Here is a 15,536-nt window from a genome sequence, read left to right as displayed (position 1 = left end):
GTTCCCGTCCGGACCGCATGAGGAGGCGCTCAGACGGCCGGAACCTCCAGCTTGCTGATGCGCATCGCGCCCTGGACCTGGCCGGGAGCGCCGCTGGTCAGGCTGAGCCGAATCCGGGAGCCGCGTATCGGGTCGAAGGTGAGCACCGTCGGCTCGTCCGAGGCCGTCGCCCAGTCGACGGCCGCTGCTTCGACCGGCACGTAGCGGCGGCCGTCCCACACCTCGGCCTCGACGGCGGCGGGCAGGCTGTGGCCGGCGCTCAGGGTGAACGAGACCGCCACGCGGTCGAAGGTCCGCGTCCGCCCGAAGTCCACCGAGACCCAGTCCTCGGCGCGGGCGCCGTTGAACGCGGGCAGCAGGGCGGTGGCCGCCTTGTTGAAGGCGTTGGACCAGCCGGTGGCCGGGTCGCCGTCGAGCATCGCGGCGGGGAGGGTGTCCGGCCGGCCGGAGTAACTGGCGTCCGCGTACGGGTAGTTCGGCGGCGTCGGATAGTCGGGGTCGAACGCGGCGGGCGCGGTGACGGCGGCCGACCGGACGGGAGTGGTGCGCACGGTCGCGCTGCCCGATCGCAGGCCGGCCACGCGCGCGGTCACCTTCAGCGTGCCCGGTTTGGTGCCGGACCGCACGATCGCGAGCGCCTTGCCGTGGAAGGCGGTCCGGGTGCTGGCCTGGTAGCGCTCGGCGCTCTCCTCCCGGCCGTTGTCGAGTCCGGCGAGGGAGCCGCCCGTCACGTCGAAGGAGATCAGGTGATCGGCGTCGGGCACCAGCACCCCGCGGGCGTCGACGATGTCCGCGGTCACGAAGACCAGCGAACGGCCGTCGGCGGCGAGGGACTTGCGGTCGGCGCTCAGGCGTACGGCGTGCGGGGCGCCGGCCGTGCGCAGGACGTCGGTGGCGACCACCTTGCCGTCCCTGCGGGCCACCGCCTTCAACTCGCCGGGCTTGTACGGCACTTTCCAGGTGAGGTGGAGCTTGCCCGCGCTGCCGTTCGGGCTGGTGTAACTGCCGGGGTAGGGGCCGTCGGTGAAGGTCTTGTCGTCGCCGGTCGCCTCGGTGGTCTCCAGGTAGGCGCGGCCGTCGGTGGTCTTCTTCGTGTCGAACCTCCGCGTGCCGAGCGACGTGCCGTTGAGGAACAGCTCGACGGTGTCGACGTTGGCGTACGCCCACACCTCGACGGTGTCGCCCTCCTGGTGGTTCCAGGTCATGGGCAGCAGATGGACCATGGGCTCGCTGATCCACTGGCTCTGGAAGAGGTAGTACATGTCCTTCGGGAAGCCGGCCGTGTCGACCGCGCCGAAGAAGGACGCCTTCACCGGGAAGACGTCGTACGGCGTGGGCTCCCCGATGTAGTCGATGCCCGACCACAGGAACTGCCCGGTGAACCACTTCCGGTCCCGGTCCTTCTTGTGCCCGTACTCGCCGCTCATGGTCCAGGAGGCGAGGTTGTTGTCGTACGAGGAGGTCGCCCGTTTGCCCGGCGTGTAGTTCTCGCCGGTGTTGAGGCGCTCTGGCTCCTGATAGGCCCCGCGGGTGGAGGTCTCGGAGGACGACTCCGACTCGAAGAGGAAGAGGTTCGGGTAGCGGGCGTGCAGGGCGTCCACCGACTTGGCGGTGTTGTAGTTGAGGCCGAGGCCGTCGAGCTTGGCCAGGATCAGGTCGCCCGGGGAGCCCACGGCGGGCAGGCTGCGGTGCCGGTGGGAGCCGATCACGATCGGGCGGGTGGCGTCGGACGCCTTGACGGCGGCGATGAGCCGGTCCGCCATGGCGAGGCCGGCGGTGGAGGTGAACTCCGAGACCTCGTTCCCGATCGACCACATGATGACGGCGGGCGAGTTGCGGGCGGCCAGCACCATCTCCGTGGCGTCCTTGTCGGCCCACTCGTCGAAGAACCGGCCGTAGTCGTACCGCGTCTTGGGGCTCTTCCAGCAGTCGAACGCCTCCACCATCATCACGATGCCCATCTCCTCGCAGACCTGGATCATCTCCGGCGAGGGCGGGTTGTGGGAGGTGCGGAAGGCGTTGACGCCCATCGACTTCATGATGGTCATCTGCCTGCGGATGGCGTCGATACTGACGGCGGCACCGAGCGCGCCGAGGTCGTGGTGCAGGTCGACGCCCTTGAGCTTGGCGTGGACGCCGTTGAGCTGGAAGCCCTCGTCGGGGTCGAGGCGGAACGTGCGGATGCCGAAGGGGGTGCGGTAGGTGTCGACCGCCTTGCCGTCGACTCGCAGTTCGGTCTCCAGCGTGTAGCGGTGAGGCGACTCGAAGCCCCACAACTTCGGCCGGGGGACGGTGAGTTCGTGGGTTTCCGTCGCCCGGTCCTCGACCGCGACCGTGGTGGCCGTACGCGCCACGGTGCGGCCGGCGGGGTCCTTGACCCTCGACCGGATCTCGACCGGGCCCGGGGCGCCGGTCTCGTTCACCACCGAGGTCCGCACCCTGACCAGGGCGCGCTCCTCGGTGATGTCCGGGGTGGTGACATACGTGCCCCAGCGCGCCACGTGCACCGGTTCGGTGACGACCAGGCGGGCCTCGCGGTAGATGCCGCTGCCCGAATACCAGCGGCTGCTGGGCAGCCGGTTCTGCACCTTGACCGCGATCACGTTCTCGGTGGTGCCGTCGGTGTGCAGCAGGTCGGTGAGGTCGAAGGCGAAGCCGGTGTAGCCGTAGGGATGGCGGCCCACCTCGGTGCCGTTGCAGTAGATGTACGAGTCCATGTAGACGCCGTCGAACTCCACCGAGACCCGCTTGCCCGCGTAGCCGGGCGGCAGGGTGAAGGCGAGGCGGTACCAGCCGAGGCCGCCGGGGAAGAACCCGGTGCCGCTGGTGGTGCCGTACTGGGTGGTCGGGGTCTGCTCGATGCTCCAGTCGTGCGGAACGGCGACCTCGCGCCATCCCGAGTCGTCGTGACCGGGTGCGGCGGCATCGGCGTACTCCCCGGTCGGGTCGGTGATCCCGCCCGGATCGACCAGCGCGAAACGCCAGCCGTCACGCAGGGCGACCGTACGGCGGCCGGACACGTCCCCGGCGGCCTCGGCGGCCCAGGCCGTCCGGGTGCCCAGGAGCGCTCCGGCCGCCGGAGCGGCGGCGGAAGCGAGTAAAACCGATCTGCGAGTGACCGTCATGGCGGCTCTCCCTCATTAGGGCCCAGAAGTACTCACAACTGATCGTGAACAAACAGATTCTGACGGTGCGCCACTCCTGGCCGTCAAGGGTGCGGTGGCGAGCTTCTGTCCCAGGCGTCACAACGGCCGGATTTCCCCCTTGACCGCGGCTCATTCACGGCACTCCGCACCCTGGACGTTCCCGGTCCGCGCGGGACCCTGACGGACTAGTCTGGAACTCGAGTGACACACCTGTTCACTGTGAGTGTGCGCGTTGGAGTGGCGACGATGAGCCCGGTGTACCCGTTCGACGAGGCCGCGACAGCGCGGGCCGTCATCGACGACACCGGCATGCTCGTCGAGTGGAACGAGGGCGCGCACCGGCTCCTGGGCCACTCGGCCGATGATGTCGTGGGCCGCCCCGCCGCGTATCTGCTGGCCGGGGAGGGCGCGGACGGCGTGCGGATGCCGCCGGGCAGCCGCTGGGACGGCACGCTCACGCTGCGTCACCGGGACGGCTCGGCGGTGACCGTGTGGCTGCTCGCCCACCGCAGGGAGCCGGACGGCGAGGGCCCCGGACGGTGGCTGGTGGTCACCCCGCTGGAGGGCGATGGGCCGCGCCCGTCCGACGATCCGCTGGAGAGGGCCGAGCTCGTCCAGTCCCCGTGCGCCGTCGCGATCTACGACGAGCGGCTGCGACTGCGCCGGATGAACGGCGCCATGGCCGAGGTGCTCGGACTGCCCGAGGAGCGCGTGCGGGGGCTGCGGGTGCCGGAGATGAGCGGCAGGGCGCAGAGCGCGGACATCGAGCAGCACCTGCACCGCGTGCTCACCACCGGCCGGGGGCACGACGTGCGGACGTACCTGCCGATCGGCGACCACGGCCGCATGTACGCCTGGCTGGCCCGGATGGCGCCCATCACCGACGCCAAAGGGCAGGTGCGGGGCGTGTGCGTCGCCGCCCACGACTTCACCGACCAGTACCTGGCCCGGGAGCGGCTCCAGCTGGTGAACGAGGCGAGCGTCCGCATCGGCACCACCCTCGACGTCACCCGAACGGCGCAGGAGCTGGCGGACGTCTTCGTCCCCGCTCTCGCCGATTTCGTCAGTATCGACCTGGTGGACCCGCCGGAGGCCGGGGGCGAGCTCCTGACCGCGCGGCTGACCGCCCCGATCAGCCTGCGCCGGGCCGCCCACAGATCCGTGAACCCGGGCAACCCCGAGGCCGTGGCCAAGCCGGGCCAGGTGGACGTCTATCCCGCCTCCTCGCCCCAGGCCGACTCCCTGGTGGCGGGCCACACCATCGTGGCGTCGGCGGAGACCGGCGACATCGCCGACTGGCTCTCCTGGGACCCGGAGCGCAGCGAGCGCATCCGGCAGTACGGCATCCACGCCACGATGTCGGTGCCGATCCTGGCCCGTGGCCTGTCCCTCGGCGTCGCCGTCCTCACCCGGTTCCGGCGGCCGGACGGATTCACGCCCGACGACGTGCTGCTGGCCGAGGAGGTCACGGCCCGGGCCGCCGTCTGCATCGACAACGCCCGCCGCTACTCCCGCGAGCGCGAGACCGCCCTCGCCCTGCAACGCAGCCTGCTGCCCCGGACGCTGGCGCGCACGGCCGCCGTGGAAGCGGCCTCGCGCTATCTTCCGGCGGCGCGGGCGGGGGTCGGCGGCGACTGGTTCGACGTGATCCCGTTGTCCGGGATGCGGGTCGCGATGGTCGTCGGGGAGGTCGTCGGCCATGGCATCCAGGCCTCGGCGACGATGGGCCGGCTGCGCACCGCCGTGCGCACCCTCGCCGACATCGACCTGGCCCCCGACGAACTGCTGACCCACCTCGACGACCTGGTCGTACGGCTGTCCGCCGAGGCCGGCGGCGAGGGCAGCCCCGGCGAGGTCGGCGCCACCTGCCTGTACGCGGTGTACGACCCGGTGTCGCGGCGCTGCACGCTGGCCCGGGCCGGCCATCCGGCGCCCGTGCTGGTCCCGCCGGGCGGCACGCCCCTGGAGGTCGACCTGCCCGCCGGGCCGCCGCTGGGCCTGGGCGGACTGCCGTTCGAGTCCGCCGAGCTCGAACTGCCCGAGGGCACCGTGCTCGCCCTGTACACCGACGGGCTGATCGAGACCCGGGAACGGGACATCGACGCCGGCCACCGGCTGCTCCGCCATGCCCTGGAGGTCCCCTCCGCCTCGCTGGAGGAGAGCTGCGACCGCGTCCTGAACGGCCTGCTCCCGCCGGGCGGCGCGCTGGACGACGTGGCCCTGCTGCTGGCCCGCACCCTGGGGCTGCCCGCCTCCCAGGTCGCCACCTGGGACATCCCGGCCGACCCCGCGCTCGTCTCTCCGATCCGCAAGCAGGTCGTCGCCCAGCTCGCCACCTGGGGGCTGAGCGACGCGGCGTTCACCGCCGAGCTGGTGGTCAGCGAGCTCGTCACCAACGCCATCCGGTACGGCTCCCACCCCATCCGGCTGCGGCTGATCCACGACGCGACCACGCTGATCTGCGAGGTCTCCGACACCAGCCACACGGCTCCGCACCTGCGCCGGGCCAAGACGTGGGACGAGGGCGGCCGGGGTCTCCTGCTGGTGGCCCAGCTCACCCAGCGCTGGGGCAGCCGGCACACGGCCGAGGGCAAGACGATCTGGGCGGAGATCTCTCTCCTGGACGAGGAGTGAGCTTCTCGAGGAGTGGGCTTCTCAGGAGGGCACAGAGCGCCGTATGTGCGTGTGCCACGTGTGCCGCGCGCGTGAGGAGATGTGCGGGGAGTGTGGATGACATGGCGAAGAAGCCCCTGAGCTTTCGACGGGCGGCCCTGCTCGCGAGCGCGGTCGCGGTGACCGGGATCCTGACCTCCTGCGGCGGTGGCGCCGACACGGCGAGCACTCCGCGGACGGAGTCCGGCACGGCCGTGCCCGCGACCGGCGGCCCTACCACCGCCTCGGCCGCCTCCGACACCGGCCCCACGACGGGCACCGCGACACCGCGCGCCCAGCCCAGCGACTCCGTGGCACCGATCCCGACCGCGACCGTGAGCGAGCCCGAGTCCGAGACCGCCGCCGGCGGCCGCTGCCACACCTCGGAGCTGCGCGCGTCCGTCGGCCGCAACAACCCCGGCGCGGGACAGGAGAACTTCCCGGTCGTCCTGACCAACACGTCCAGCCGCACGTGCACCGTGCACGGCTACCCGGGGGCCGCCTTCCTCGACGCGTCCGGCAAGCAGCTGGGGCCGGATCCGAAGCGGTCCGCCGATTCACCCACGACCGTCACGCTGGCTCCGGGCCGGAGCGCGTGGGCCGGGCTGACGTTCTCCAACCCCGAGGTCAGCGGGGCACGCTCGGCCACCCCCAAGGCACTGCTGGTGACCCCACCGGACGAGCGGGATCCGCTGACGGTGAAGTGGACGGGCGGGGAGGTACCCGTGTCCGGCAACGCGTCGACCGTCCGCTTGCTCCCGTTCAGCCCCGGCACCGGCGCCTGACCGGCGGCGAGGGGCCTCTTACCCGGGCGTGATGTGATCGGCGGGTACGGCCTGATCACATCCCGAAGGATCCAGCTCTGAACACCCCGCTCGCCGAAGCACTGTCCGTGGCGCTGCTCGTCGCCGTACTCGCCTGGGCCGTCATCCGTCCCTTCGGCTGGCCCGAGGCGGTGGTGGCGGTCCCGGCGGCAGGAGTGGTGATCGCGACCGGGGCGATCTCGCTGGGGCACGCGCGGGAGGAGGCCGGGCAGCTCGGGCCGGTGGTCGGGTTTCTGGCCGCGGTCCTGGTGCTCGCCCACTTCTGCGACGTCGAGGGGCTCTTCCAGGCGTGCGGGGCCTGGATGGCGCGCCGGGCGCAGGGCTCGCCCGGGCGGCTGCTGGCAGCGGTGTTCGTGCTGGCGTCGGCGATCACCGCCGTCCTCAGTCTGGACGCCACCGTGGTGCTGCTGACGCCGGTGGTGTTCGCCACCGCCTCCCGGATGGGGGTCGGCGCCAAGCCGCACGCCTACGCGAGCGCGCATCTGTCGAACACGGCCTCGCTGCTGCTGCCGGTCTCCAACCTGACCAATCTGCTGGCGTTCACGGCGAGCGGGCTGAGCTTCACGCGGTTCGCGGTGCTGATGGCGTTGCCCTGGCTGGTCGCGATCGGCGCCGAGTACGCGGTGTTCCGGCGCTTCTTCGAGCGCGAGCTGACGGAGGGCGCGGAGGTGGTCCACTCCCCCGGGCCGTCGGACGCCGCCCCCGAGCTGCCGGTGTTCGCGCTCGTGACCGTCGTCTGCACGCTGGCCGGGTTCGTCGTCACCTCCGCCGTCGGCGTCGAGCCGGCCTGGGCCGCGCTGACCGGGGCGCTCGTGCTGGCCGGACGGGCGCTGGTGCGGCGGCGGGCCGCCCCGCTCACGGTGGTGCGGGCGGCGGCCCCGGCGTTCGGGGCGTTCGTGCTCGCGCTCGGCATCGTCGTACGCGCGGTCGTCGACAACGGCCTCGCCGACGCGCTGCGGCGGGTGCTGCCCGACGGGACGGGACCGACCGCGCTGCTCGGCATCGCCGCGCTCGCCGCCGTACTGGCGAACCTGATCAACAACCTGCCCGCGGTGCTGGTCCTGCTGCCGCTGACCGCCGGGGCCGGACCCGGCGCGGTGCTCGCGGTGCTGCTCGGGGTGAACATCGGCCCGAACCTCACCTACGCCGGATCGCTGGCCACGCTCCTGTGGCGACGCATCGCGCACCGGTACGGGCACGAGGTCCAGCTCGAGGAGTTCACCCGGCTCGGCCTGCTCTGCGTGCCGGCCGCGCTCGGGTCCGCCGTGGTCGCCCTGTGGGTGTCGCTCCGGGTCTTCGGGGGCTGAGTGCCACTCGACACGTGTCAGCGACGTCCGTCACCACCGCCGTACCCGCCGTACCCGCCGCCGTATCCGTACCCGCCGCCGTACTGCCCGCCCCACCAGCAGTAGTACGGGGAGGAGTAGCAGGGCTGGCTCGTGGGGGACGGGCTCGTCGGCGTCGGCGAGGCCTGCGGGGTCGACGGGGTCGCCGACGGCGTGCGTGTGGGCTTCGGAGCCGGTGTCTTCGAGGGCTCGGGCGGGGGCTCGTGCGCGGGTGTCTTCGAGGGGGTGGTGTCCTCGTTCCAGTTGACCACCTCCAGCTGGAGGTTGGTCTTCGTGGTGTCGATCACCCAGCGCTGGGCGGAGCTGTCGTCGCGGGTCTTGACGACCAGGGCGCCCGCCCCGTCGGTGGCCGCGGGAGTCAGGGCCAGGTCCTGGTCCCAGCGCGGCACCAGGGTGCCCTGGAGGGTGAAGTCGTAGCGGACGTTCTTGGCGGCGGGCTTGGCCGCGCCCGCGCAGGGGGCCAGCCGCACCGAGTAGCCGAGGTGGGAGTCCAGGCAGAGGTCGGGGGCCTCACCGTTGCGCAGCAGCCCGTCGGGCTCGTACGACCACTGCTGTCCGGCCGCCGCGGAGCAGGTGGTGAGCTCGGTCTCGGCGCCCTTGACGGCCTTCTTGCCGACGACGCCGACACACTGGCCGGACTCGAGGTTGTGCAGCCGGCCGCGCAGGGTGCCCTGCTCCGCGTCACCGGCGCCGACCCAGGACGGGTCGGTGGTCGAGCTGCCCGCGCCGGAACCGGGTACCTCCGAGGGCCGGCCCGCGTCCGCCGGAGGGGTCCCGTCCGAGGAACCGAGGGAGGACCACAGCACCAGCGGGAGGACGATCAGCCCGCTCACGGTCAGGACGCCCACGGTGAGGTTGCGGCGGGCGGCGCGACGGGACGCCCGCCGCGGCGCCCGGCGGGAGGCGGTGCGCGGGCCGGTACGGGGAGGGGCCCCCGGGGTGGAGGTCTCCTCGGCTGTCTCGGCGAAGAAGGACTCGCCCGCGAGGGCCGTGGGCCGCGGCGGGACCTGTGCCGCCTCGTCGGGAGCGGCGTACACGCGCGCGCGTCCCTCCAGATAGGCGCGCGCCCGCCAGCCGAGCACCGCTTCGGCCAGCGCGACGCCGAGTTCCTGGTTGAACTGGTGCAGCTGGTCCGCGGTCTGCCGGCAGTGCTTGCACCGCTCCAGATGGCCGCGCAGATCGGCGTCGTGGTTGACGCCGCCGCGCCGGTAGGTGACGTCCAGCAGCCGCTCGTAGTGGCGGCACTCCTGCTCGGGGGCGAGTTCGCGGTGGACCGCGAGGCACTCCTCCCGCAGCCGGTCGCGGGCCCGCCGCAGTGCGACGCCGGCGTCCTCCTGGTCCAGTCCGAGCAGTGCGGCCGGCAGGCCGAGCGGTTCGTTCTCGACCTCGGTGTGCCACAGCAGGCAGCGGGCCGATTGGGGCAGCCGCTTGAACGCTCCGGCCAGCAGCCGTCGGCCCGGCGGCGGCAGCAGGCGGGCCGCGACGCGCTCCGGTCCACCGGCCTCGGTTCTCAGTTCCGGGTGCAGCATTTCGCGTCTGCGATCGGCGTCCCACTCCGCCGCGATCCGGCGCACGGTGACGAGCAGATAGGGCCGCCAGGCGGACGCCGGGCCGGTCTGGCGCAGCGTTTCCCCGAAGAGCCGGGTGAATGCCGCGGTGGTCAGCATTCCCGCGGGGCGGGTGCCGTCGGTGCACAGCCGGGCGTAGGCGAAGGCCGCTTCCCAGTGCCGGTCGAGGAGTTCACCCACGGGTTGCACCGCGGGGGTCCCCCCACTCCACCTCTTGAGCTCGGCGCTCAGTTGCTCGTCCGTGGCGTCGGACGGTCGAGCGGGAGTCGGAGAATTCGACAGGCCTGCGTCATTCACGGCGACATTCCTCCGAGGGCGTGCTGCATAAAGTCCATACCAATGGGTATGCGGTCCCGCCGACGACGCGACGGGGGTCGATCCGCACAGGGTTCGGCAGCCCGAACGCCCGCCAGGGGCAGCTCTTTTGAAGCTGGGGAGCGAACGGACCGGCCTCGTGCGCACAGGGGGAATTATTATTGTCCGTGCGCCGACAGGCACACCTTTGCACAGCCCGGCGAGGCGGAACAAGCGATCTCGCCGTTTTGGCCATTGCGTTCAGGCCAACGGGATTTGACTCATCGTCAAGCAGGATAGTTAAAGGGATTGCCGCTCTATCGGTGCCCTATTCGGGAACGGTATTCATGTCACTGGGCGCGGCCCGGAGCTCAAACCATTGAACGGCCACTCCACCGGGCATACAGCCGGTCCGAGCGGATCACATTCCAACCATTGGACCGCCGGTCCGGTAGGCGCCGGGCGGCATCCCGTAGCGCTCGCGGAAGACCCGGTTGAAATGGAACGGGCTGGCGAAGCCGGAGGCGGCGGCCACGCGTTCCACGGACAGGTCGGTGCCCTCCAGCAGCCGGGCGGCGTGCCGCAGCCGCGCCTCGCGCAGTTCCCGCATCGGGGACCGGCCGAGCTGCTGGGTGAACAGGTGCGCGAACCGGGAGGGGGACAGCGCGACGCCGGCCGCAAGGGAGCGTACGGTGTGCGGCGCCCCCGGGTCGGCCGCGATCAGCGCCTGGGCCCGGCGCACCCGGGGGTCGATGCCGGGCCGGGGCGAAGGGGTGCGCGCGGCGCCGGCGGTGAGCAGGACGATCTCCTCAAGCGCGCCCAGGGCGAGTTCCCTGGCCGCCGCCGCGTGGGCCACGGCGACCCGTTCCCGGTCGTCGGCGGGCGTGGTGGCGGGCGGCGCCCCGGTCCCCGTCCAGCGGGCGTCGGCGAGCATGCGGCGGAACGCGGCCTCGACCCGGTCGTGCGCGCCGAGGGGGGTCGGGGTGACGACGTACAGGCCGTCGCCGACGCCGTACGGGCGCAGCCAGGCCGGCCAGGACGCTCTCGCCCGGCAGTGCGCCCACCAGAACCGCCAGTGCCCGGCGCCCGGTTCGACGCCGTAGTCGTGCCGGACGCCCGGGGCGAGCACGACCAGGTCCCCGGCGCCCGCCCGGGTCTCGGCCGTCCCCTGGCGCAGTCGCCCCCGGCCGCCCGTCGTCCAGGTGAACAGCCAGCTGTCGGCCCCGCGCGGCCGGTTCACGCCGTACCCCGGGAGCTGGTCGAAGCGGCCGACCACCACGAGGCCCGGCGGCGGAGCGGGATCACCGGGATTCCTGGGCACAGCAGTCTCGGGCAATCCGTCAGCGTTCACGGGCATCCTCCTCGGGCACGCGGCGGCCTAGCGTGACGTACCGGGGACACCGGACCGAGGAGCGGACGCATGACAGCCACGGACATCGGCGCCGCCGGCGCTTCCATCCTGCCCGAGGACGGGCTGCGACAGTTCGAGGACGACGGTTTCACGGTCGTGCCGGGGCTGTTCGGGTACGACGAGATCGACCGGTTGTGCGCCGAGTTCGCGGCGCTGCACACGGCCGGGCCGGTGCCCGGTCACTTCGAGCCGCGCGCGTCGGCGGATCCGCTGCACGCCTACCCGAGGGTGATGCACCCGCACGAGATCGACGACCTGGCGCTGCGCGTCCTGCTGGACCCGCGGCTGCGCTCGGTGCTGGAGACGCTGCTCGGCGAGGAGGTCCTGGCGGCGCAGAGCATGTTCTACTTCAAGCCGCCCGGAGCGCGGGGCCAGGCGCTGCACCAGGACAACTTCTATCTGCGGGTCGAGCCCGGGACCTGTGTGGCGGCGTGGGTGGCCTGCGATGTGATCGACCGGGACAACGGCGGTCTGGAGGTCGTCCCCGGCACGCACGCCATGGAGCTGTTCTGCCCGGAGGTGGCGGACGCCGAGGTGTCCTTCGCGCGGGAGTACGTTCCGCCGCCGCCCGGCCTCGCGCCCGTACCGGTCGACATGGAGCCGGGCGACGTGCTGTTCTTCAACGGCAGCCTGGTGCACGGCTCGCAGCCCAACCGGACGGCCGACCGCTTCCGCCGCTCGTTCATCGGCCACTACGTCGGCCGCTCGGCCGAGCGCATCGGGGGCTTCTACCGCACGCTGTCGATGAGCGGCGAGCGCGTCCCGCTGCCGCGGAGCGAGGGCGCGGGCCCGTGCGGCACGGAGTTCGCACCGCACGGGCCGCACTGAGCCGTACGCGCCCGTGGACCGGTCAGCTGTGACCGACGATCGGGTGCGGGCCGTAGGGCTGCTCCAGCTCCTCGACCTCCTTGTCGCTGAGCTCCAGGTCCACGGCGGCCACGGCGTCCTCGAGGTGCTGCGGCTTGGCCGCGCCGACGATCGGTGCGGCCACCGTGTCCTGGTGCAACAGCCAGGCCAGGGCCACCTGCGCACGCGGGACGCCGCGGTCGTTCGCGATGCGGGTGACGGCCTCGACGATGGCGCGGTCGCCCTCCTGGTAGAGCCGGCTGCCGAAGCCGTCCTTGGCGCTGCGCTCGGTGACGGCGCCCCAGTCCCGGGTGAGGCGGCCGCGGGCGAGCGGGCTCCAGGGCAGCACACCGACGCCCTGGTCCGCGCAGAGCGGCAGCATCTCCCGCTCCTCCTCGCGGTACAGGAGGTTGTAGTGGTTCTGCATGGACACGAACTTGGTCCAGCCGTGCCGCTCGGCCGTGTACTGCATCTTGGAGAACTGCCAGGCGTACATCGAACTGGCCCCGATGTAGCGCACCTTGCCCGCCTTGACCAGGTCGTGCAGCGCCTCCATCGTCTCCTCGACGGGCGTGTGCGGGTCGAAGCGGTGGATCTGGTACAGGTCGACGTAGTCGGTGCCGAGGCGGGCGAGGCTGTGGTCGATCTCGGTCATGATCGCCTTGCGGGACAGCCCGGCGCCATTGGGCCCGGGCCGCATCCGGCCGTGCACCTTGGTCGCGAGCACGATCTCCTCCCGGCGGGCGAAGTCGCCGAGCGCCTTGCCGACGATCTCCTCGCTGGTGCCGTCGGAGTAGACGTTCGCGGTGTCGAAGAAGTTGATCCCGGCTTCCAGCGCCTGCCGGATCAGCGGACGTGACGCCTCCTCGCCGAGGGTCCACTCGTGCGTGCCGCGGTCGGGCAGTCCGTAGGTCATACAGCCCAGACAGATCCGCGATACGTCCAGGCCCGTCGAACCGAGCTTCACGTACTGCATCGTTGCTGCTCCTGCCTTCGGGATGGGTACGAAGGGAGCGTACGACTTCGTGTGCGCTCCAAGGTCAAACTCGCTGGCTCACCCGAGCAGATCCAGTGCCCGCCTCCACCCGAACTCCGGCCGGGTGCCGTCCTCCCCCGCCTCACCGGAGTACGGCTCGCCGAACCGCACGCCCATCCCGCGCAGCCGTATCAGACTGTCCTGGTAGGCGGGGTGGGCGGCCAACGCGTCGGCCACGCAGGGCAGTACGGCGACCGGGACGCCCAGGCCGTAGGTCTCGCACAGGGTGGCCACGGCGAGTGTGTCGGCCAGCCCGGCCGCCCACTTGTTGATGGTGTTGAAGGTGGCGGGCGCGACGGCCACGGCGTCCGGCGGCGGGAAGGGACGCGGGTCGCCGGGGCTGCGCCAGGCCGAGCGGATCGGCCGGCCGGTCTGTGCCTCGACGGCGGCGGTGTCGAAGAAGCCGTTCATCGCGACGGGCGTCGCGATGACGCCGACCTCCCAGTCGCGTTCCTGGGCGACGGTGATCAGCTTGCTGACGTCCGCGGCGATCCCGGCGGCGCAGACGACCACGTAGAGGAAGGGCTGCTCGGCCTGTTCGGTCACCAGGAAACCCTACTCAAGCGGCCTATCGGAGCGGGAAGGACCGGCCGCGCTCGGCCTCCGGACGCGGGCCGAAGATCCGCCGCTCCGTCTCCTCGATGGCCACGTCGTTGATGCCGGCCTCGCGCCGGTTCATCAGCCCGTGCTCGTCGAACTCCCACAACTCGTTGCCGTACGACCGCCACCACCGGCCCTCGGCGTCCCGGCACTCGTACTGGAAGCGGACGGCGATGCGGTTGCCGTCGAATGCCCACAGGTCCTTGCGCAGCGCGTACTCCCGCTCGCGCGCCCACTTCGCGGTGAGGAACTCCTCGATCCGCGCGCGGCCGGTGACGAAGGTGTCGCGGTTGCGCCACACCGAGTCCTGCGTGTAGGCGAGCGCCACCTTGTGCGGGTCGCGGGTGTTCCAGGCGTCCTCGGCGGCCTGGACCTTCCGCGCGGCACTCTCGCGGGTGAAGGGCGGCAGGGGCGGTCGGTCGTTCATGGTCTCCTCCGGCGGCGGATCGAAGAGGGGAGAACGTACGTTCTCCGCGCGGCTGCTACCGTAGGAGAACGCTCGTTCTCGCGTCAAGGAGTGGTCGTCCCATGGACAGCGCAGTCGCCCGGGAGCGGGTGCTGGACGCCGCCGAGGAGCTGTTCTACGGGCGCGGCATCCAGTCCGTCGGCATGGACGAGATCCGCGGCGCCTCGGGCGTCTCGCTCAAGCGGCTCTACCAGCTCTTCCCGGCGAAGGAGCAACTGGTCGAGGCCTATCTGGAGCGGCGGGACGGACGCTGGCGCGGCCGGCTCGCCGCGTGCGTGGAGCGCGAGGTGGAGCCCGAGCGGCGGATCCTGGCGGTCTTCGACTGGCTGGAGGGGTGGTTCGGCGAGGACGGCTTCCGCGGGTGCGCGTGGATCAATTCGTACGGCGAACTGGGCGCGACGTCCTCCCTGGTGGCCGCCCAGGTCCGGGCGCACAAGCGGGCGTTCGGCGACTACCTCGCCTCGCTCGTGACCGGCGCGGGGCGGCCCGCCGCACTGGCCGGGCCGCTGTTCCTGCTCGCCGAGGGCGCCATGGTCACGGCGGGCATCACCCGGAGCACGCACCCGGCCGCCGAGGCGCGTGAGGCGGCCCGGTTGCTGCTGGGGTCCCGCTGAGGTCAGGTGGCGGCGAGCGCCGTCACCGCCGCGCATGCCTGGGCGAAGGAGTCCGCCGCCAGGTCCTCGTGGCCCGCCAGGTGCGGCAGGAGGCCGGCGAGGGTCAGCTCGGTCGCGACGAGGTGGAGGTTCTCCGGCGCCACCCCCAGATCGCCGAAGTAGGCCGTGAGGTACGGCGTCTGGAAGTCGAAGGACTCGCGCGGGGTGCCGGGGCCGTAGCCCCCGCCGCGCGCCATGAGCACGACCACGCGGGTGTCGCGCAGCAGGTTCTCACCGGTGTCGGCGTCGGTGTACGCGCCGGGGAAGGTCACACGGTCGATCCACGCCTTCAGTGCGGCGGGGACCGCGAAGTTGTACATCGGTACGCCGAGCAACACCGTGTCGGCCGCGAGCAGTTCGGTGATCAGGGGCAGCGTGAGGTCCCACTCGCGTTCCTCGGCGGCGTTCTCGATCAGGGCCGGCACCTTCGCAGGCGGGACGAAGCCCTCGCGTTCCACGCGGCGGCCGAGGGCGGTGTACGCCGGGGTCAGCACGGGCACCGGGTCGGCGCACAGGTCACGGTGGCGGTGTTCGGCCGAGCCGTCGCGGGCGCGCCATGTCGTCGCGAACAGGTCGGTCAGGCGCCTGCTGACGGAGTCGTCGGCCGTGTCGGCGCTGGAGTCGATGTGCAGGAGGATCATCTCGGTCACCTCGATCGGGTCGGGTTCGTCAGGGGGGTGACCGAGCACGACGG

General features: G+C 72.2%; 12 protein-coding genes. 5 read left to right on the top strand and 7 right to left on the bottom strand.

The features are described from left to right. Nucleotides 1-29: 29 nt before the first annotated feature. Complete coding sequence (locus tag AB0I77_RS08030) at nucleotides 30-3,125, bottom strand: glycoside hydrolase family 2 TIM barrel-domain containing protein (protein WP_363281534.1); 3,096 nt, start codon at nucleotides 3,123-3,125, stop codon at nucleotides 30-32. Between the two features lie 267 nt (nucleotides 3,126-3,392). Between AB0I77_RS08030 and AB0I77_RS08025 the strand changes: the two genes are divergently transcribed. The 3 genes from AB0I77_RS08025 (at nucleotide 3,393) to AB0I77_RS08015 (ending at nucleotide 7,929) form a co-directional block, all read left to right on the top strand. Then, the gene (locus tag AB0I77_RS08025; RefSeq protein ID WP_363281533.1) at nucleotides 3,393-5,780 is read left to right on the top strand and encodes a SpoIIE family protein phosphatase; all 2,388 of its coding nucleotides are present in this window, start codon (nucleotides 3,393-3,395) and stop codon (nucleotides 5,778-5,780) included. A gap of 101 nt (nucleotides 5,781-5,881) precedes the next feature. Further along, on the top strand, nucleotides 5,882-6,583 hold the full coding sequence (locus tag AB0I77_RS08020; protein ID WP_363281532.1) for a DUF4232 domain-containing protein: 702 nt from the start codon (nucleotides 5,882-5,884) through the stop codon (nucleotides 6,581-6,583). 77 nt (nucleotides 6,584-6,660) lie between these two features. Further along, nucleotides 6,661-7,929 (top strand): SLC13 family permease, encoded by a 1,269-nt coding sequence (locus tag AB0I77_RS08015; protein WP_363281604.1) that lies wholly within the window; start codon nucleotides 6,661-6,663, stop codon nucleotides 7,927-7,929. Nucleotides 7,930-7,946: 17 nt separating this feature from the next. On the opposite strand, the gene AB0I77_RS08010 is transcribed toward AB0I77_RS08015, so the two are convergent. Together AB0I77_RS08010 and AB0I77_RS08005 are read right to left on the bottom strand one after the other, a co-directional pair. Next, nucleotides 7,947-9,833: an RICIN domain-containing protein gene (locus AB0I77_RS08010; protein ID WP_363281531.1), complete on the bottom strand. Its 1,887-nt coding sequence runs from the start codon at nucleotides 9,831-9,833 to the stop codon at nucleotides 7,947-7,949. Nucleotides 9,834-10,251: 418 nt separating this feature from the next. Further along, nucleotides 10,252-11,187: a helix-turn-helix domain-containing protein gene (locus AB0I77_RS08005; RefSeq protein ID WP_363281530.1), complete on the bottom strand. Its 936-nt coding sequence runs from the start codon at nucleotides 11,185-11,187 to the stop codon at nucleotides 10,252-10,254. A gap of 63 nt (nucleotides 11,188-11,250) precedes the next feature. Here AB0I77_RS08005 and AB0I77_RS08000 point away from each other — a divergent pair, with 63 nt between their 5' ends. Further along, nucleotides 11,251-12,069: a phytanoyl-CoA dioxygenase family protein gene (locus tag AB0I77_RS08000; RefSeq protein WP_363281529.1), complete on the top strand. Its 819-nt coding sequence runs from the start codon at nucleotides 11,251-11,253 to the stop codon at nucleotides 12,067-12,069. Nucleotides 12,070-12,091: 22 nt separating this feature from the next. Here AB0I77_RS08000 and AB0I77_RS07995 read toward each other — a convergent pair whose 3' ends face one another. The 3 genes from AB0I77_RS07995 to AB0I77_RS07985 form a co-directional block, all read right to left on the bottom strand. Continuing rightward, nucleotides 12,092-13,063 carry an aldo/keto reductase gene (locus tag AB0I77_RS07995; RefSeq protein ID WP_363281528.1) on the bottom strand — a complete coding sequence of 324 codons (972 nt, stop codon included), beginning with the start codon at nucleotides 13,061-13,063 and terminating at the stop codon, nucleotides 12,092-12,094. 78 nt (nucleotides 13,064-13,141) lie between these two features. Beyond that, nucleotides 13,142-13,669 carry a flavoprotein gene (locus tag AB0I77_RS07990; RefSeq protein WP_363281527.1) on the bottom strand — a complete coding sequence of 176 codons (528 nt, stop codon included), beginning with the start codon at nucleotides 13,667-13,669 and terminating at the stop codon, nucleotides 13,142-13,144. 22 nt (nucleotides 13,670-13,691) lie between these two features. Beyond that, on the bottom strand, nucleotides 13,692-14,150 hold the full coding sequence (locus AB0I77_RS07985; protein ID WP_363281526.1) for a nuclear transport factor 2 family protein: 459 nt from the start codon (nucleotides 14,148-14,150) through the stop codon (nucleotides 13,692-13,694). Nucleotides 14,151-14,251: 101 nt separating this feature from the next. On the opposite strand from AB0I77_RS07985, the gene AB0I77_RS07980 reads away from it, so the two are divergent. Continuing rightward, nucleotides 14,252-14,803, top strand: a complete 552-nt coding sequence (locus AB0I77_RS07980; protein WP_363281525.1) for a TetR/AcrR family transcriptional regulator — start codon at nucleotides 14,252-14,254, stop codon at nucleotides 14,801-14,803. A 2-nt stretch (nucleotides 14,804-14,805) separates the two neighbouring features. Here AB0I77_RS07980 and AB0I77_RS07975 read toward each other — a convergent pair whose 3' ends face one another. After that, nucleotides 14,806-15,483 carry an NAD(P)H-dependent oxidoreductase gene (locus tag AB0I77_RS07975; RefSeq protein WP_363281603.1) on the bottom strand — a complete coding sequence of 226 codons (678 nt, stop codon included), beginning with the start codon at nucleotides 15,481-15,483 and terminating at the stop codon, nucleotides 14,806-14,808. Nucleotides 15,484-15,536 lie beyond the last annotated feature (53 nt).

This window comes from Streptomyces sp. NPDC050619 (assembly GCF_040654815.1).
Classification (GTDB): Bacteria; Actinomycetota; Actinomycetes; order Streptomycetales; family Streptomycetaceae; genus Streptomyces.
The sequence above is the reverse complement of the archived record's forward strand: the minus strand, read 5'-3'. Positions and strand labels throughout refer to the sequence as shown.